At 51.5% G+C, this 17,905-nt stretch carries 13 protein-coding genes, 1 tRNA gene and 7 pseudogenes; 10 read left to right on the forward strand and 11 right to left on the reverse strand.

Translation table 11 applies throughout. From position 1 onward, the window contains the following. Window positions 1-18: 18 nt before the first annotated feature. Both COO59_RS16420 and COO59_RS16425 read left to right on the forward strand, forming a co-directional pair. A complete protein-coding gene (locus COO59_RS16420; protein ID WP_103060831.1) occupies window positions 19-924 on the forward strand; it encodes a DMT family transporter in 906 nt (301 codons plus the stop codon). Further along, entirely contained in the window at window positions 921-1,715 is a 795-nt protein-coding gene (locus COO59_RS16425) for a metallophosphoesterase (RefSeq protein WP_133158616.1), read from the forward strand. The genes COO59_RS16420 and COO59_RS16425 overlap by 4 nt, the downstream gene beginning before the upstream one ends. A 45-nt stretch (window positions 1,716-1,760) precedes the next feature. Here COO59_RS16425 and COO59_RS16430 read toward each other — a convergent pair whose 3' ends face one another. After that, window positions 1,761-2,501 (reverse strand): hypothetical protein, encoded by a 741-nt coding sequence (locus COO59_RS16430; protein WP_103060833.1) that lies wholly within the window; start codon window positions 2,499-2,501, stop codon window positions 1,761-1,763. A gap of 442 nt (window positions 2,502-2,943) precedes the next feature. Between COO59_RS16430 and COO59_RS16435 the strand changes: the two genes are divergently transcribed. The 3 genes and pseudogenes from COO59_RS16435 to COO59_RS16445 all read left to right on the forward strand — a co-directional run. Further along, window positions 2,944-3,591, forward strand: a complete 648-nt coding sequence (locus COO59_RS16435) for a TetR/AcrR family transcriptional regulator (protein WP_103060834.1) — start codon at window positions 2,944-2,946, stop codon at window positions 3,589-3,591. A 311-nt stretch (window positions 3,592-3,902) separates the two neighbouring features. Then, window positions 3,903-3,978 (forward strand) — tRNA-Asn (locus tag COO59_RS16440). 136 nt (window positions 3,979-4,114) lie between these two features. Further along, window positions 4,115-4,555 (forward strand): annotated as a pseudogene (locus tag COO59_RS16445) (Arm DNA-binding domain-containing protein); the annotation flags it as partial. Here the strand turns inward: COO59_RS16445 and COO59_RS21310 are convergent. Next, window positions 4,516-4,629 (reverse strand): annotated as a pseudogene (locus COO59_RS21310) (ArdC-like ssDNA-binding domain-containing protein); the annotation flags it as partial. The pseudogenes COO59_RS16445 and COO59_RS21310 overlap by 40 nt on opposite strands. Window positions 4,630-4,661: 32 nt before the next feature. Between COO59_RS21310 and COO59_RS16455 the strand changes: the two are divergent. Beyond that, a pseudogene (locus tag COO59_RS16455) lies at window positions 4,662-7,052 on the forward strand (hemagglutinin repeat-containing protein); the annotation flags it as partial. 34 nt (window positions 7,053-7,086) lie between these two features. After that, the gene (locus COO59_RS16460) at window positions 7,087-7,416 is read left to right on the forward strand and encodes a zinc ABC transporter substrate-binding protein (protein ID WP_103060844.1); all 330 of its coding nucleotides are present in this window, start codon (window positions 7,087-7,089) and stop codon (window positions 7,414-7,416) included. 55 nt (window positions 7,417-7,471) lie between these two features. Here COO59_RS16460 and COO59_RS16465 read toward each other — a convergent pair whose 3' ends face one another. Both COO59_RS16465 and COO59_RS16470 read right to left on the reverse strand, forming a co-directional pair. Then, window positions 7,472-7,816: a SymE family type I addiction module toxin gene (locus COO59_RS16465; protein ID WP_103060836.1), complete on the reverse strand. Its 345-nt coding sequence runs from the start codon at window positions 7,814-7,816 to the stop codon at window positions 7,472-7,474. Between the two features lie 55 nt (window positions 7,817-7,871). Continuing rightward, window positions 7,872-8,009: pseudogene (locus tag COO59_RS16470) on the reverse strand (helix-turn-helix domain-containing protein); the annotation flags it as partial. A 489-nt stretch (window positions 8,010-8,498) separates the two neighbouring features. Here COO59_RS16470 and COO59_RS21670 point away from each other — a divergent pair. Next, window positions 8,499-8,867: pseudogene (locus tag COO59_RS21670) on the forward strand (VENN motif pre-toxin domain-containing protein); the annotation flags it as partial. Here the strand turns inward: COO59_RS21670 and COO59_RS16480 are convergent. From COO59_RS16480 to COO59_RS16500, 5 genes and pseudogenes are all read right to left on the reverse strand, one after another. After that, window positions 8,868-9,978: pseudogene (locus tag COO59_RS16480) on the reverse strand (IS3 family transposase). A 270-nt stretch (window positions 9,979-10,248) separates the two neighbouring features. Then, window positions 10,249-10,581, reverse strand: coding sequence for a DUF496 family protein (locus tag COO59_RS16485; protein ID WP_103060845.1), 333 nt, complete (start codon window positions 10,579-10,581; stop codon window positions 10,249-10,251). Between the two features lie 159 nt (window positions 10,582-10,740). Beyond that, on the reverse strand, window positions 10,741-11,799 hold the full coding sequence (locus COO59_RS16490) for an FUSC family protein (RefSeq protein ID WP_205960883.1): 1,059 nt from the start codon (window positions 11,797-11,799) through the stop codon (window positions 10,741-10,743). A gap of 368 nt (window positions 11,800-12,167) precedes the next feature. Next, a complete protein-coding gene (gene dacD / locus COO59_RS16495) occupies window positions 12,168-13,331 on the reverse strand; it encodes a serine-type D-Ala-D-Ala carboxypeptidase DacD (protein ID WP_240614151.1) in 1,164 nt (387 codons plus the stop codon). Between the two features lie 228 nt (window positions 13,332-13,559). Beyond that, on the reverse strand, window positions 13,560-13,790 hold the full coding sequence (locus tag COO59_RS16500) for a YgdI/YgdR family lipoprotein (protein WP_409371632.1): 231 nt from the start codon (window positions 13,788-13,790) through the stop codon (window positions 13,560-13,562). Between the two features lie 183 nt (window positions 13,791-13,973). Here COO59_RS16500 and COO59_RS16505 point away from each other — a divergent pair, with 183 nt between their 5' ends. Next, window positions 13,974-16,298, forward strand: a complete 2,325-nt coding sequence (locus COO59_RS16505; RefSeq protein ID WP_103060847.1) for an FdhF/YdeP family oxidoreductase — start codon at window positions 13,974-13,976, stop codon at window positions 16,296-16,298. Window positions 16,299-16,359: 61 nt separating this feature from the next. Here COO59_RS16505 and COO59_RS16510 read toward each other — a convergent pair whose 3' ends face one another. Together COO59_RS16510 and COO59_RS16515 are read right to left on the reverse strand one after the other, a co-directional pair. Continuing rightward, the gene (locus tag COO59_RS16510) at window positions 16,360-16,806 is read right to left on the reverse strand and encodes a hypothetical protein (protein ID WP_103060840.1); all 447 of its coding nucleotides are present in this window, start codon (window positions 16,804-16,806) and stop codon (window positions 16,360-16,362) included. Beyond that, on the reverse strand, window positions 16,784-17,173 hold the full coding sequence (locus tag COO59_RS16515; protein ID WP_165786535.1) for a polymorphic toxin type 44 domain-containing protein: 390 nt from the start codon (window positions 17,171-17,173) through the stop codon (window positions 16,784-16,786). The genes COO59_RS16510 and COO59_RS16515 overlap by 23 nt, the downstream gene beginning before the upstream one ends. Before the next feature lie 514 nt (window positions 17,174-17,687). On the opposite strand from COO59_RS16515, the pseudogene COO59_RS21060 reads away from it, so the two are divergent. Continuing rightward, a pseudogene (locus COO59_RS21060) lies at window positions 17,688-17,905 on the forward strand (hypothetical protein); the annotation flags it as partial.

Here is a 17,905-nt window from a genome sequence, read left to right on the forward strand (position 1 = left end):
TTGGAGCAGGAAGAAAACATGGATACACGTAAACTGGGCGCGATTCTGGTTCTTGCCTTTCTGGTAATGGCCAATGCCAATGCGGTGGTTTCTGGCTGGCTGCTGCAGTCGGTTCACCCTTTTACTCTGCTGTTTTGGGGCTTTTTAATTACCGGCCTGTTTTTCTTCGCCAGGCTCAGCCTGCAGCATGGCCGCAGCGCGCTAAAAATCCCGCGCGCCTCGTTTGCCAGTTTGATTACGTTAAATATTGCCAGCGCTATCAGCTGGATTGGCTATTACTACGCGCTGAAATTTATTGAACCGGCGATCGTGAGCGCGCTGATGGGCTGCATCGGGCCGCTGTTTATTGTCGCGACCAGCTTTATTACGCTGCGTCTTCTGCGGGCTAACCAGATCGTGACCTCCGCCGGGATTATTATCGGCACCGTGGTTCTCGCCTGGGCCTCGATTTCCGATCGGTCCGCCATACAAAACGTCAGTTATCAGGACGTGCTGATTGGGCTGTCTGCCGCCTTTATTGGCGGCATCGGGCAGGTTATCACTACGCTATCCACCAAGCAGCTTGCTAAGCAAAACTGGAATGCCAGCCAGATTATGGCGCATCGCTTTTATCTGTTAACGCTGGTGGCCGCCTGCATGGCGCTAAACGGACCAGGATTACTGGTCAGCTCGTTTGGCAATGTCACCGCTATTGCGCTGGTTTCCGTTTTTGGCATTTTGCTGCCGCTTTGGCTATTGCAAAAAGGCATTATTCTGTCGACGCCCTTTACGGTTTCGGTACTGCTTTCGCTTGGACCGCTGATGACGCTGCTGTTTCAGGGATTTGATGCCCGGCTGCTGTGGTCAAATCTGTCGGTTATCGGCTGCGCGATCATTGTGCTTGCTACCATCAATAATTTTCTTTTCGGCGCGAAAAAAACGTGAGTAGCCCACAGGATGCAGTAAGCGGAAAAAGCCCGGACGCCATCGAAGTGGTGCAGATAACAGATTGCCATCTCGGCGCTACCGAAGACTTTATGCTGAAAGGCGTCAACCCGCAGCAGACGCTGGCCGAGGTGCTGACGGTAATTTCCCGTCAGCACCGGGATTATCTGATGGTTACCGGCGATATTTCCGAAGATGCCTCGCCTGCATCCTATCGCCATTTCGCCCACCTTTTACAGCAGCATCAGCTCGAGAGCGCTTTTTGCATTCCCGGCAATCACGATGATCCCGTGCTGCTCAGAGAGAGGCTGGCCGCCTTTAGCGCGGCGCAGGTGTGCGTTACCGAACGCTGGGTTTTCCTGCTGCTGAACAGCCACCGGGAGCATGCAGATGACGGTGAAATTCCGCCTCATGAACTGGATCGCCTCACGCAGCTGCTGGCGCAGCATCGGGATAAGCACGCGGCGATTTTTCTGCATCATCATGTGCTGCCGCTGCAAAGCCGCTGGATCGACCGCTATATTTTGCGTAACGGCGCGGCCTTCCTGCAGACGATACGTAGCGCGCAAAATGTTCGGGCGGTGATCCACGGCCACGTCCATCAGGCATCACAGCGCACCTGTCAGGGCACGGAATTTTTCGCCACGCCTTCTACCTGCGTACAGTTTGTTGCCGGAGAAGCTGACCAGCAAACCGCCGGGCTGGGCCCCGGCTGGCGTACTTTTCGCTTTTATGATGATGGGCGCATTGAAAGTGAGGTTCATTATCTTAATGTCTCACCACATGGCTAATCGCTGGCGCAGCGGCTGAGCCAGCCTGGTAATCTCAGCGCGGTACTACTTCGCCAGCAGTCGGTTAACTTTGATGATTGAACGGGTCAGCGCGCTGCCATAATGCGGATCGCCAAAGTGAAACAGCGCCGTCGCCCGGCGAAAGGCGGGATCGCAGGTGCCGTTAGCATGGAAAGAGCGATAGCCGTGAAAGAAATAGATATTGCCCGGCTGTAAATAAAGCGTCATCGGTTTAACCAGCCGGTGTTTGATTGCTTTAGTTAACAGATAACGCGACAGCCTGTTTTGCATCAGGGTTTTTTCCAGCACGTTAAATAACACGCTGGAACGAAAACGCCGCAGGTTAGGAAACAAAATTAAATCCCCGCGTGCCTCACCTTCCTGAGGAATTTCAATCGGCAGCAGCGCGGTAATAACGCTGGCATCATAATGAAAAGTGTTTGATTTCTTCTTTCCGCTTTCTCCCTGCACGCAGCGCAGGACGGCCAGAATATTTTGATCGGCTAACCGACGTCCCAGCGATTTTTCTGCCATTAACTGCATAAGCTGACGAAAATCAGCGCTTTCGCTTAGCTCTGCCAGCGGCGTGTGATCGATTTTTTCCACGTCGCCAAAAATAGCATGATACCCCTTTCCAGCCCCTGCGCTGATCTCGTCAATCCAGTAACGAAACCGTGCGAGTCCTTCATCAGTGACGGCGTTCTCCAGTACGGCATAACCCTGGTTTTCCATGCTTTCTAATAACTGTGGCACCTTATTCGGATCAATATTAGCAGTAAAAGACATAGCACCCTGCCTGTTATAAGTATTTTTGATATATGGTGTTAGACGATCATAATTTAGTTACCCTGGTCTGACAGGTTTAATCATAAGGTGTCTGCTAAATAAAGAAACGGGCTTAAGCAAAATAAGAATTATTAACTTTTACGGTCTGATTTAAATTGGCACCGTATAGCTTAGGATTTTTCTGGAAAAGTGATTTAACTGCTTGAATAAAAATGGCTGTTTTAAACATATCATTATTAACCGTCGTTTTTTACAGCCAAAAATAAGTGCGTCGCACCAGGTCATTATGATAAAAATCGCCCTTAATATGCTGCTGCGTCAACGATTGTTGAAAAAATACCCCTTTGCCGTAGAAGTCATCCAGCAAAGCCGCTGATACGTTGTGTTTAACCAATCAACAGGCTACCCTGCCCGCGGCTTAGTTAACAGGAATGGCCCCGATATGGCTGAACAGGCAAAACGCAAGAACGATCCTGAAGGACTGAAAAAACGTATCCTTGAAAGCGCGCTAAAATCCTTTGCTGAATATGGTATGCAAGGCGCACGGCTGGAACAGATTGCAGGCAATGCGCAGACTACCAAACGAATGGTGGTTTACCACTTCGGCAATAAAGAGAACCTCTATATTGCCGTGCTGGAACAGGTTTATCAGCAGATTCGCGAGCATGAAACCGGACTAAATTTACGCGAAATGCCGCCGGAAGAAGCGCTTACCCGGCTGGTAGAAGAAAGCTTTGATTATCACGCTACCCATGCTGATTTTATGCGCCTGGTCTGTAGTGAAAACCTGCTGCGCGGCCGCTATATTAGCCAGTCGCCGCGCATCAAAGCGCTTAACCGCAGCGCGCTGGATGTGCTGGATGATATTTTGTCACGCGGGCAGCAGGCTGGCCTGTTCCATCACGATGTAAATACCATTGATGTGCATCGGCTGATCAGCAGTATCTGTGTTCATCATGTCTCAAACCGCTATACCTTTAATGCGCTGTTCAGTCCTGACAACAGCGAGGCGGAAAGCATTAAGCGTAATCGTCAGCTGGCCGTCACCGCCACGCTGCGCTATTTACGGCGCTGTGATACACCGGTTTAACGCTCGCATTGCTGAAAGGAATAATACACGCTGCCTGCTAAAGGCAGCAAAGCAGACAGCGCCAGCCCGCGGTTACAGCAGATCGCGCCATAACATAATCAGCGCCGCCTTTACCTGCGTTATGGTTGCTCCTTTCGCCTCGCTTTTAAACCACTCTCATAGCCATAATCACCTTTGTGAACACCAGCACGCCGCTTAGAAAGGTTAAGATAGCGGCGGACTGCTGTTTTCTTCAGCACTCAATCGCTTTTTGCGAAACAGGCTTTGACAAGCTCTGGTGCCCTCGATATTATGCGCCCCGTTCACACGATTCCTCTGTAGTTCAGTCGGTAGAACGGCGGACTGTTAATCCGTATGTCACTGGTTCGAGTCCAGTCAGAGGAGCCATATTTAGAGAAGCCCGCTTTTTAGCGGGCTTTTTGCTTTTTATATTCCCGATACATTTTCAGTTTACCCTCCGCATCGGGAAAAATTGGTGGTCTGATCTGGGGTCATTTCAGTTCGATTATGGAGTGACCACCATATGTCTCTTAACGACACGAAAATTCGCAGTCTCAAACCTCCTGAAAAATCCTTTAAAGTCTCCGATGCTCACGGCCTGTATCTGCTGGTCAATCCCGGCGGCTCACGTCTCTGGTATCTTAAGTATCGAATTAACGGTAAAGAATCCCGCCTTGGTTTAAGTGCTTATCCCGATGTATCCCTGTCTGGCGCACGGCAACAGCGCGACGGTATCCGCAAGCTGCTGGCGCAGAACATTAACCCTGTTCAACAGCGTATCGCCGAAAGGGCTGCTCGCTCGCCGGAAAAAGTCTTTGAGACCGTGGCTCTGAGCTGGCATAAAAGTAATAAAAAGTGGTCGGCAGATTATGCCGCACGCATTCTTGCCAGTATGAATAACCCTATGCCGGTGATATGGCCGTTGCATTTCCACGGCTTAACACCGGACTCCAGCGCCTTAATGATGTTGTCGGTGACGGTCTGATAAATATCGGTTTTGTTTTGTGAACATTTCGTCTTCGTATCGCCTGACGGTTCGGGAAAACGGAGTCGTTCTGGTCAGCAGGGGCGCGGTTACCGCCACCGGTAACGGGCAGAAAGGCCAGGACGGAAATATCCTGATACAGGGCAGCCAGGTCAGTGCCGGTAATGATGCCCTTCTGTCAGCCAGCCGGGATGTCAGCCTGATTTCAGCAGAAAACACCTCGAAGCTTGACGGTAAAAACAAAAGCAAGGACGGTAGTGTCGGCGTGGGTGTCGGTGCAGGCTCCGGTGGCTGGGGAATTAATGTTTCGGCCAGCATCAATGCCGGTAAAGGCAGCGAGAAAGGTAATGGCACCACCCATACCGAGACCACGCTGGATGCGGGGAATAACCTGACCCTCATCAGCGGGCGTGATGCAAATCTTATCGGGGCACAGGTCAGCGGTGAGAGCGTGACGGCAGATATCGGGCGTGACCTGACCATCCGCAGCGAACAGGACACCGACAGCTACCACAGCAAACAGCAGAATATCAGCGCGGGCGGCAGTTTTAATATCGGCTCCATGTCCGGTTCGGCCAGTATCAACGCCAGCCGGGACAAGATGGACAGTAATTATCAGTCCGTTAATGAACAAAGCGGGATAACGGCGGGCAGCGGCGGCTTTGATATTAAAGCCGGCGGGCACACCCGGCTGGACGGTGCGGTCATTGCATCTTCGGCAACGGAAGACAAAAACCGTCTGGAGACCGGCACCCTGGGCTGGAGCGATATTCACAACGAAGCTGAATACAAAGTTGAGCACCAGAGCGTCGGGATGAGCACAGGCGGCAGCACCGGCGGTCAGTTTGCAGGAAATATGGCAAACAGCATGCTCAGCGGCGGAAACAGCAGCGGCAGCGCAGAAGGTACCACCTCATCCGCCATCAGCGGTGGTAACATTATCATCCGGGACAAGGACAGCCAGCAACAGAACGTGGATGACCTGTCCCGTGACACGGCGAATGCCAGCGGCAGTATCGGTCAGATATTTGACAGGGAAAAAGAGCGGCAGAAAATACAGGAATCGCAGCTCATCAGCGAAATCGGTACGCAGGTAAGCGATATTGCGCGTACTGAAGGCGCTGTCTCAGCAACAAAAGCGGCGCAGGAAAAAATGAAGAATATCACGGATGACGACCGCAGTGCCGCGATTGCGGCACTGGAGAAACAGGGGAAAACCGGGATAACAGAAGAGGACATCGCCAGCCAGATTTACCAGACGGCATATAATAATGCGATGAATGAATCCTCAAACGGAACCGGTGGACGGACACAACAGGCCATTCAGGCAGTCACCGCTGCCGTACAGGGCGTGGCCGGTGGTGACATAAATGCGGCGATTGCGGGCGCGGCAGCCCCCTACCTTGCTGAGGTTATTGGGCATCAGTCCGGCCTTGAGGGCATGAGTAAAGTGGCCGCCCATGCCGTGGCAAATGCCGTACTGGCCTCTATGCAGGGCCAGAATGCGCTGGCCGGTGCGGCGGGTGCGGCTACCGGTGAACTGGCGGGGATGATAGCCCTGGAGATATACGGTAAGCCTGTCAGCGAACTGAGCGAAAGTGAGAAACAGACCATCAGTTCCCTGGCGACCATTGCATCAGGTATAGCGGGTGGGCTGACCGGAAACAGTACCTCCTCTGCACTGGCCGGCGCACAGGCGGGTAAAACGACGGTTGAGAATAACTCGTTGAGTTCAACGCAGGCACTGACCTTTGATAAAGAGCTGTCGGACTGCCGTAAATCTGGTGGCGACTGCCAGGCGGTTATCGATAAATGGAAACAGGTCAGCGACAAGCAAAGCGCAGAAACCGATCAGAAGCTGAAAGATAACCCGCTGGAAGCCGTGGTTGTTGATAAGGAAGTGGCTCAGGGTGGTTCGGATATGGCGAATCGTCCGGGCTGGCTTGGCAACATTGGCGCGGATGTGATGACCAGTGATGAGGCTAAAGCCTATGTTCAGCAGTGGAACGGTCAGGATCTGGCGAATATTGATGTTAATAGCCCGACCTGGACGAAATTTGCGGTATTTGCCTCAGATCCGGAAAATCAGGCCATGTTGGTTTCGGGTGGGTTACTGGCAAAGGATTTAGTACAACTAGCAAAAGCTACCGTAACCAACTTATCCCAAGGTGGCATTCCATTCGCAATAAAAAGTATGCAAGTTGGATTACGGAATCCACAACAGGTGGATCAGCTTAAAAACGATATGGTGAGTGGTAATTATAAATTCACAGCGCCTGAAGGGCGTATTGCTGGATATGTTGATAGTAAAGGGAATTATTATATATCTAAAGGTAATCACAGGATGGTTGCAGCTCAGGAAATATACAAAAAAACAGGAGATGCTTCGTATATTGAAAAGCTTATACAAAATGGCTCATGGACTCAGACTAAAAATGCTCCGGCTGGAGCTTCTTCTATTCCGACAAGAAAGTGATGAATTTATGCATATTAATCATGAGGATGGCTACATGTATAAAAATGAAGTATACGTGAAAATGTTAGGGCTTGCACTGCCTTACATACGAAACCTACAGCGACTGGAAAAGAAAGAAAAAAGCTTGAATTTATCTTGCTATCTGGAAGCTGAACTTGTTCATAATTTGACTGTTACTATCCTGGATAAGAACTTTACAGAACACGATATATGGTTTTTAAATAACCAAGCAAAATATTACGTTGAAAAATGTAATGAGGATATATCGCCAAATTACAATCAACATCTTATTTATATAAAAGAGTTATTTAATATAGTGCCTGACGATTTGAAGTCTAAATTGACGTGGGTTGGCCCATCATAAAAGAAATCCCGGCCATCTAGCCGGGATTTTACTTTATAATCAGTCAGTTACCGTATTACCGCTGCGGCTTGCTGATCACCTCGATCAGATCCGTCACCTGCCGCTGCTTGCGGGCGGAGAGCTTACAGACCTTTTTGAGCGTCTGCATAATCTCCGGCTCAGGCGGCGGGGCCGGTGGGAGCTCCTGCGCCGTCAGTATCAGACAGCCGGGCATTACCCGCACCCTGAGCGGTGTCCCGGTCTCAAACCCCGCATCATCCAGCCAGGCACCCTTCAGCGTGATGGAAGTGGCCCTGTTATGGGTCTTCCAGTCGCGGATATAACCCACGGTATAGCGACGGGTTTTTAGCTCCGGCGCTTCAGTTGTGACAACTTCTGGCTTAGTATCGTGCTCAGCCATAATCAACTCCTTGTCAGTTGGTTGTGGTCAGCGGTCTTATCGTGTTGCAATCACGCTAAATCAGGCCCAGCACCCGCCGGGCCTGATGTTTTAAAATCAGCGCATCCAGAATCGATGTCACCGACTTCATCTCTTCCTCGTCCATCTGCTTAATCGCCTCAAACTTCAGCTTCAGCTCGTCCTGCGGTTCCCGGCCGGGCTGGATGCGAATGACTACGCGCTGAAAAGCGGTAACCCGGAACATGCGCTGGGTCTGGCGCTGGAGTCGGCGGTGCGGATGAAAAGCGGCTCTGTTGTTGCAGCCGAAAGTGTGACGGACAGCGATGAAACCCGCCCTTCTTTAGCTGCCCGACCGGGGGTTCAGACGACACCTGCCGCTGAAAATATCGCCTGTGAAATAGCTGCATCCGGCGAGCTGCTGTTACGCGCCGGTCCGCGTGTCTGGCGGGTGCGGGGCTGGCAGAAGAACACGTTGCTGGAGGTTATGAAGGTGAACGTGCAGGTACTGGACGAAAGCACGGGGGCGTTCCACGTGGACAGCTTCGATATGTACCACGCGAAGCAGCGCCAGGCGTATATCGGTACGGCGGCGGCAGAGCTGGAGTGCGAAGCGGCGGTGATAAAACGTGAGGCCGGTCGGGTGTTGCTTGCTCTGGAGCAGCAACAGGACGAACAGCGGCGGGCCGCAGAGCAGGAACTGGTTAAAGGGCTGTTGTCAGGCCAGGATTATATCAAACGTAATCCTGACTCAGAGGCAATGGCGAAGGCTCAGAGCATTATGAATACCTGGGGCTATCATAAATCGAATGCCAGTATTGGCGATGCTCCGTTGTTATTTGGCGGCAGCGTGCTGGGGATCACAATAAAAGGTATGGCTGTAAATATGGCAATCGGCGTGGGAGTTAATACTGGCGTACAGCTTGACGGAAAACATCCGCTCAGTTATGTGGAAGCGATTATGGCAGGAATAATAGCGGCAGCGACAACCGGAAAAGGGATCGTCGCTTCAGCTCCCATTAATATGGGAGGTGCTGCTGTAAATAGACCCGTTTTAGTTCCAAGCACTTTTTAAGAGCCCGGCCTTGTGATGTTGTAGGTGGTATTCCTCCTGTGTCATGTTATTCAGTGATTCGTGCGGGCGTTCATTGTTGTATTCTGACACCCTCTTTCCGTTATTTCCCGCACTTCGTTCAGGGCTCTGAACAGATAAAAATCGAGTATTTCTGTACGATACGTTCGGTTAAAACGTTCTGTAAAAGCATTCTGAGTTGGTTTCCCCGGCTTGATAAATTCCAGCTTTACGGCATGCATCTCTGCCCATTCAGCCAGCGTCAGAGAGATAAACTCCGGGCCATTATCCATGCGAAGCATGACGGGATATCCCCGGTTGGCCGCGATCCTGTCTGGTACACGAACCACTCGCTGGGCTGGCAAATTCAGATCTGTTTCGATCGACAACGCCTCACGATTAAAGTCATCAACGACATTGAACGTACGAAAACGACGACCGCAAATCAGGGCATCATGCATGAAATCAACGGACCCGCTCTGGTTTAACGCTTCCGGCGTAGCCAGCGGTAATGGATTACGCACCGGCAGACGCTGTTTACCTTTGCGGCGAAAATTCAGCTTAAGCAGACAGTAAATACGGTGGATCCGTTTATGATTCCACTGGTATCCCTGCCGCCGCAGAATCTGAAATAACTTTGGAAAACCATATCGTGGATACCGTTCGGCGGCAGCCTGTAATGCGAAAATAACAGGTTCATCACGAGTGGTATCCGGGCGGTAATGATAAACCGTTCTGCTCAGATTCAGACTCCGGCAGGCCTGACGAATACTGAGTCCGAATGTCGTTATCAGATGCGTTACCAGCTCACGCTTAAAGGCTGGTTTTAAAGCTTTTTTTCGATAACATCTTTCAGTACCCGGTTCTCAAGACTGAGATCGGCAAACATCTGTTTAAGGCGTCGGTTCTCGTCCTCAAGATCCTTTATCTTTTTAATATCAGAAACTTCTATGCCGCCGTATTTAGACTTCCAGTTGTAGTAAGTGGCTTCAGAGATACCGGCCTCCCGGCAGACATCCTTAACAGTTCGTCCGGCTTCAACCGACTTAATCACGGCGATGATCTGATGCACAGTAAAACGGGCCTTACGCATAGCGATCTCCTTCGTTGGCAGATTGAGTATGCCGGAAGATCTCTGAATGTGAATGGCCCGGTTATGCGGGATACTTACATTACTTTTTTACAGCTTTTACTGCCATGAACTGACGCCCACGCTGGTTAGCCGCATATTCATGCGTTTAAGATTGATGAAACGGTGCGTGTCTGGCCCGTGCCGGGGCGCGATGATGGCGGTGAATAAAACGAAACCGGGCCGCAACGCGACCCGATGATAACCGGCCAGCACAGACGCTGGCCGCAGAGATTACTGATTCTGCCCTGGGACTTTATTAACGCCCATTGACTTCAGTTTTTTGGACAGTTCACGACGCTCTTTCGACAGATCGGCGTTTTTAATGATGTATTCATCTACGCGATCTTCATAGTCGCTGCGCATGCTGGCGATGATCTCCTGAATCGCTTCAACGCTCATGCCCGGCTTGATGTATTCGCTCAGGTTATCCAGCAGCAGCACACGTTTCTGGTTGTCACGGATTTTCTTTTCAACATCGTGAATTTCGCGCTGTAGCTTGTTCTTGCGACGGTTCATGCGCACGAACTCCAGCACGTCCTGAAATGATTGCTTTGCATTTTCCATGTTGACACCTTTCATTAGGCCTGCCTGAACAGGCGGTATTGTCGTAGCCTTCAGCTTAGCGGCTCGCCTGGGCCGATGGCAATTTTCACGTTTAAATTCAGACTGTGGGACATTTTAGCGCGAAATCCCGCGCAGCCACAGCGACGATTGTCGAAACGGCTATTTACGCATTGCCAGCCGAATCAGATCGGACAGGCGCTCCAGCTGTTTCGCCAGTTCCAGGCTCAGCCAGACATAGCCATGAATCGGCGTTTCCACCAGCCGATCGCTGTCGTTTTCCGCAATCAGCTGACGCAGTTCGCGCACTATCTCCGTCAGTTCATGATGATTGGCCGCAACCCGGTCGGTGTTGCCGTTAATCAGCATCCCTGCCAGCGCTTTAAAGGTATTTTCCGTCATCTGCTGCGTTCGGCGCAGGGTGGATGCATTCAGCAAGATCAGATGGCTGGCGCGGGAAGACCACCAGGCGTTAATTTGCAGCTCCAGCGTACAGAGAATATTGCGGTTAGTGGTCTGGATGCCTTCCAGCACCGATTTCGGAATCCGCGTCTCTTTGCTGGCAGGTTCCAGCAGCGAACGCATACGTATCACATCGGTTAATACCTGCTGCAAAGGCTTGTCGAGACGCGGCTTATCCACCAGATTCGGCGAAAAACCGGCATGATAAATTTTCGCCATCGCCGACAGCGAATCAGAGAGCTTCATGCGCCAGTGGATATAGGCTTTCTGCGGCCAGATGCTGGTAAACAGCAGCGCCAGCAGCGAGCCGAGGATTACATCGCCGCTGCGCCACAGCGCGGTGGTTATTTCACCCGCCGGCGCGCCGCAGACTACCGCCAGGGTAATGCCAATCAGCAGCGCCATATAGGGCCGCTTGCCCAGCGTCAGATAGCCGCAGAGAAACATCACTACCGTACACCACGCCAGCATCGCCGGCAGCGAAATCAACTCCAGCTTCAGCGCAATCAGCCCGGAAATCGAACCGAAAATGGTGCCGCCAATACGCTGAAACGCGCGGGGAAAAACATTGCCCCACGAGGAGACCGGCCCCATCACCACCACCAGCGTGATCAGCGGCCAGCTTCCCTCCGGGATTTCGCTCAGGCGCACCAGCAGGAAAGTCAAAATAAAGCCCAGCGCAATGCGGACGCCGTGGACGATACGGTAGTGGCGGTAAACGCTGAATTCAACGGTCGAAAGCGGCTTATCAGGACGCAAGAAATCTCTCCGCGGTAACGAAAAACGGGACGTAATCATAACCTGGAGTTGCCAGCGGCATGAGACTTTCGTCTGTATTTAGCTGATTTTTATCTAAATTTAACGTTAATGAAAAGACTAATTAACGCAATGAGCGTGGAATTGCTACACCTGATGCAGGTGACCAAAGCATATCGCCGCGTCAGGCGTAAACCTCATCGTTACCGCTCTGTTAACGGCGTCATATTCATCGCCGACAACATAAAGGCTGACGTGGCGTCAGGGTCAGGGTCAGGCGGGTTGGCATATAAAAAAGCGGGGCAAGGAAAATAAGCGGATTTGACGCCAGCGGGCAGCAGCAGAGGCGAGAGTTCGCCCCTGCCTGCAGGTTAAAACTTCTGTTTCAGATAATCGCCGACTTTAGTAACAAAACCGCCCTCTTCCACCTTATTCAGCGTCATCAGCGGATAGCTGGCCAGCACCTGATCTTTGTCGATCACCTGAATCGTGCCGACCTTTTCGCCCTGCTTCAGCGGCGCTTCCAGATCTTTGCGATCGATAACATATTTCGCTTTGATGTTGTCCATCGCGCTGCGCGGCACCGACAGATAAATATCTTCGGTGGTGCCCACTTCTACCTGATGCGGATTGCCGTACCAGACGGTTTCTTTACCCAGCGCTTTACCCGCATGGAACAGCTGTACGGTATCAAAATTACTGTTGCCCCAGATCAGCAGTTTACGCGCCTGCTCCTCGCGGCCTTTCGGGCTTTTACCGCCCATGATTACCGCAATCAGCCGGTGACGGCCATCCAGACTGGAGGCGATCAGGTTAAAACCAGCGCTTTCGGTATGTCCGGTTTTCAGGCCGTCAACGTGCAGGTTTTTATCCCACAGCAGACCGTTGCGGTTCTGCTGGGTGATGCCGTTCCAGGTCAGCGATTTTTCGCTGTACATCTGATAAAAATCGGGTTCGCCGCTGATGATGGCGCGTGAAAGCACGGCCAGATCGCGCGCGGTGGTGTGCTGGCCTGGCGCATCCAGTCCGTGAACGGTTTCGAAATGGGTATGCGTTAATCCCAGCTTCGCCGCATAGTCATTCATCATTTTGACAAAGGCGTCCTGGCTGCCGGCAACGTAATCGGCCAGCGCAACGCAGGCATCGTTGCCGGAATCGATGATTACGCCCCGACTCAGATCGCGCACCGTAACCTGCTCGCCCGGCTTGAGGAACATCAGCGAGGAGCCTTTAAATACCGGATTACCGGCGCCCCAGGCATCCTGACCAATAGTGACCTTATCGTCACGGCTGATGCGATGCTGATCGATAGCGCGATCGACGACATAGCCGGTCATCAGTTTCGTCAGGCTGGCCGGATTACGCTGTTCATCGGCGTTGCCTTCGCTCAGTATTTGCCCGGTGGTAGCGTCCATTAACACCCAGGATGCGGCATCCACCGACGGCGGCGTCAGCGGAAAAGAGATCGAAGCCGCATGGGCCTGAAATGCTAAAAACAGAAAACCGGTAATACTTGTAAGCTGACGCCTTTTCAACGGAACACCCTCAATCATAAACATGAATTTAACCAGGGCGTTGTTGTACGGGATTAAGCGGTGCTTTTTCTTAATAAATTGCAAATAATTATGTATTTAGCGCCCGCCGGGCTGCTGTTTATTACGCCAGTTTTCGCCGGGGCGTCAATAACCTTCATTAGCCGCCGACGCTTAATAACAAAAAAGCCACCTGACGGTGGCTTAGTTCGTTAACATTCGCAGAGGAAATTAGTGTGGAATTTCGGTCATTGATTTAACGTCGGAACGGTTGATCTGCTGCTCGTTTCCGTTAGCATCTTTATACTTAATCAAGCCGGTAGCATTGTCCTCTTTCGGTTTGCCATCGCTGACAATCGTACGTCCATCGTTAGTATGGATAGTATAGTTGCTGCTGGAACAGCCCGCTAACGGCAGGGCTGCGGCAAATGCAAATGCTAATAACACTTTCTTTTTCATCATAACCTCCTGTTCAGATATTTACACTTAATGTTTAGCACAATTTAATCATTGCGCAATTTATCACCCCTTTCTTACCCCGCCGCCTTTGTAATATTTCGAAAGCAATTAGCGCCCTTTTTTTCTCCGGTGCTGGCGGAGTGTTCTACCCTTTAATAATAAATTTACAATCGGGAACCGGGAATGATGAAACAACAAAACCGTACGATTGGTATTGCTCCTTACGGCGGATCGGCAGGCGGCTGGGGCGCGCTTAAAGCAGTTGCCGATGCATTGCGCGGTCAGATGTCAGTGAAGCAGGATGTTATCGCGCTGTTTAAAGTTAATCAGCCACAGGGCTTCGACTGTCCCGGCTGCGCATGGCCCGATCCACGCCACGCCTCTTCTTTTGAGTTCTGCGAAAACGGCGCTAAAGCGGTTTCCTGGGAGGCCACCAGCAAACGCACCACGCCGGAATTTTTTGCCGCGCATACGGTTAGCGAACTGTGGCAGCGCAACGCATTTGAACTGGAAGGTGAAGGTCGCCTGACCCATCCGATGAAATATGATGCCGCCAGCGATACCTATCAGCCGATTGAGTGGGAAACCGCCTTTCGTGAAATAGGTGAAAAATTGCAAAGCTATAGCGATCCGGATAGCGTCGAGTTTTATACCTCCGGGCGCGCTTCCAACGAGGCGGCTTTTCTCTATCAGCTATTTGCCCGCGAATATGGCACCAATAATTTCCCCGACTGCTCCAATATGTGTCACGAACCGACCAGCGTCGGCCTGCCGCAGTCGATTGGCGTCGGTAAAGGAACGGTTGAGCTGGAAGATTTCGATCACTGCGATCTGGTGATGTGTATCGGCCATAATCCCGGCACCAACCATCCACGTATGCTGGGTACGCTGCGCGAAGTCGCCAAACGCGGCGCGACCATTGTAGCGATTAACCCGCTGCGCGAGCGCGGGCTGGAGCGTTTTACCTCGCCGCAAAGCCCGATTGAAATGCTGTCGCTCAGCTCCACCGCGCTGGCCTCCACTTACTATAAAGTGCGCGTCGGCGGCGATGCGGCGATGCTGAAAGGAGTGATGAAAGCGCTGCTGGCGATGCATGAAAGCGCGCTGAAAGAGGGCCAGCCGGGCGTTATCGACGAGGATTTCATCCGTGAACATACCGAAGGCTTCGAGGCGCTGAAGCAGGATCTGGATGCCACCGAATGGCCGCATATTCTGAAAGTATCCGGGATGGATTATAAGGAGATCCTGAACATTGCTCACCTGTATGCCAAATCAGAGAAAACCATTATCTGCTACGGCATGGGCATTACCCAGCATCAGTACGGCACCCAGAATGTGCAGCAAATCGCTAACCTGTTGCTGATGCGCGGCAATATCGGCAAGCGCGGCGCGGGGATTTGTCCGCTGCGCGGCCATTCCAACGTGCAGGGCGACCGCACCGTGGGCATTACTGAAATTCCCTCGCAGGAGCTGCTCGACAGCATTGAAAAGGTGTTCGGCTTTAAGCCGCCGCAGCATCACGGCCACGGCGCGGTCGCCACCATCCAGGCGATGCGCGACGGTAAAGCCAGAGCGCTGCTCTGCCTCGGCGGCAATCTGGCGGAAGCAATATCCGATCCGCAGGTTACCTTTGAGGCGATGTGTAAGCTCGATTTAGTGGTGCATATGGCAACCAAACTAAACCGCTCACATCTGCTGTTAGGCAAGCACAACTATATTCTGCCGGTGCTGGGCCGTACCGAGCAGGATGTGCAGGCGTCCGGTGAACAAAGCATTACCGTGGAAGATTCAATGTCGATGGTTCACGCCTCGCGCGGTATGTTAAAACCCGCTTCGCCGCATCTGAAATCGGAGCCGGCGATTGTCGCCGGGCTGGCCAAAGCGACGCTGCCCAATACCAAAATCAACTGGGATCGGATGATCGGTGATTACAGCTTTATCCGTGAAGCGATTGAGGCCGTTTTCCCGGCCTTCCAGGATTACAACCGTCGCGTGCAGCAGCCGGGCGGTTTCCGCCTGCGCAACGCGGCTTCGGAACGCGAATGGAACACGCCTTCGGGTCGGGCGCAGTTCTTGGTTATGGACGGCGTTAATGAGGATCCGCGTTCGCTGAAATGTCACGATCTGGTGTTGACCACCTTACGCAGCCACGATCAGTACAACACCACGTTGTACGGACTGAACGATCGCTATCGCGGCGTGACCGGACGACGCGACGTGCTGTTTATCAATGCGGACGAGGCGGAAAAACGTCAGCTGCGGGTGGGTGATAAGGTGAATATTATTGCGCTCGATCCCGATGGCAAACGCACCGGGCGCCGCATGGATAACCTGACAATCGTGGTGCTGGATATGGCGCCTGGCTCGTTAGGCGCCTATTACCCGGAAGCCAACGTGATGGTGCCGCTTGATAGCCACGATACCGTCAGCGGGATCCCCGCTTATAAAAGCATCCCTGTTGAGATGGAACCGTGCGAGATGCCGGTAGAAACGTCCGGCGCCCTGCGCTGATAAAATCGCCACACCTGAAAAGCCCTGCTGCTATGGCAGGGCTTTTAGCGTACAGGAAGTACTATTTCTGGGCACTTTGCGGCTCATAGTCTGTCTCAAAGTGGATACGCGGAAAAATTGTTTTTTCTTGATAGCGATACGGTACCAGGTTGTTAAAAGCGTATACGCGTCCCTGATATTTAACATTGATAATTACGTCGTCAGCGTTTATTTTGGCGTTTGCCGTAGCGGCTCTCATAAACGGCGCAATATCTGCCAGCTGCTGGCTTACGTTGCCTTCTAACTTACCGGCCAGGTAATAGCGATAAATATAAGGCACCGTTGCGCCGCCACCGTCATATTCAGTAATATAAAGCCATGTTTGTTTATCCAGCTGGCGTACGCCGATTAACTTGTCATCGGCACGATCTGTGTCGGTGAGCTTAAGCCAGATTCCCCCGACTACCGTCACCAACAGCACGAGCGTAACAATAATGTGTAAATGACTAATAACCGTTTTCAATCGCATATTTTATGCCTTCCTTGATCCAGTATTGATCATTGTAGTCATCTCCGTACGGCGGGCCATCATACCAGTTACCCCAATCAGGATCTGATGTCCCTGCGCGACTCTGCGCCCATCCGGCAGCCTTCAGCAGTATAGCTTCAGGAATGCCGGCTGCAGTGCCTGTTGCACCATAATTAAAATTGCCGAAATCAGCCCAATAAGGATCAAACCGTTTATAGTCCCATGGCCCCTTCAGTCTAACTTTTTTATAAAACCAAAAATATGTGTTTGGCAAGGCCATATTATGTGACATGCCTTTTTGGCGCGCCTCTTTCATATTATTACGCACAATTCCAATTCCTGGTCCGTTAACAGGTAATAATGACATACTCTTAATCCTTCGAAAATAAAACCCCACCCTATTCAATATCCACGAGGAGATAAAATAACCAAAAGGAAACAAATCGTTGCTTGCATGGAAAAACATGGCTGATACTGATTAATTAATCTTTTTATTTAACTGACTATTACTTCCCCTTTTTTATTAAAATAATATTGTGCAGCCTTCCTTCATCTGTTGATCTCTTATAGCCCGCAGGCGACTACCTGGTCGGAATCCTGACCAGATGGAATTTTGAGTGAAAAACAGTCCAATTTAATATAATGAATCTTATGCGTACCGGCGAAACGGCACTCGCTGCCAAATCGATGTGAACGACCTGTTTTCAGCAGCTTGCTGGCCGAAACGCGGAGAAATGGAGTGAATAAAACGTGCATAAAACAGACCTGAAAATGCATGGCCTGTTTTTGATGTGAAAGCGGTGTTTTGGCCGGTTTTCAGTGATATCGGATAGCAGCTGAATGTTTAGATACTTCCAGTTCGCGGGCGATTTCATGGATTGGTAGGCAAAGTTGCGCATAAACACGTTCGGCGCTGGATGAATCTCACCGGTACGCTCGCGCCGAACGGTCTGGTGCATTTGTGGGGGCAGACGTAGTTTGTCGACCAGGGCCAAAATCTGGGTCGCACATATGGTGCATTCACATCCCGCTGGTTTAGCTGCGGAATTGCACCGCAGCAGGCAGGATTTTGGCGACAGTATGATGAATTGTTACGTAT

Origin of the sequence: Mixta theicola (assembly GCF_002895925.1) — a bacterium.
GTDB classification, from domain to species: Bacteria; Pseudomonadota; Gammaproteobacteria; order Enterobacterales; family Enterobacteriaceae; genus Mixta; species Mixta theicola.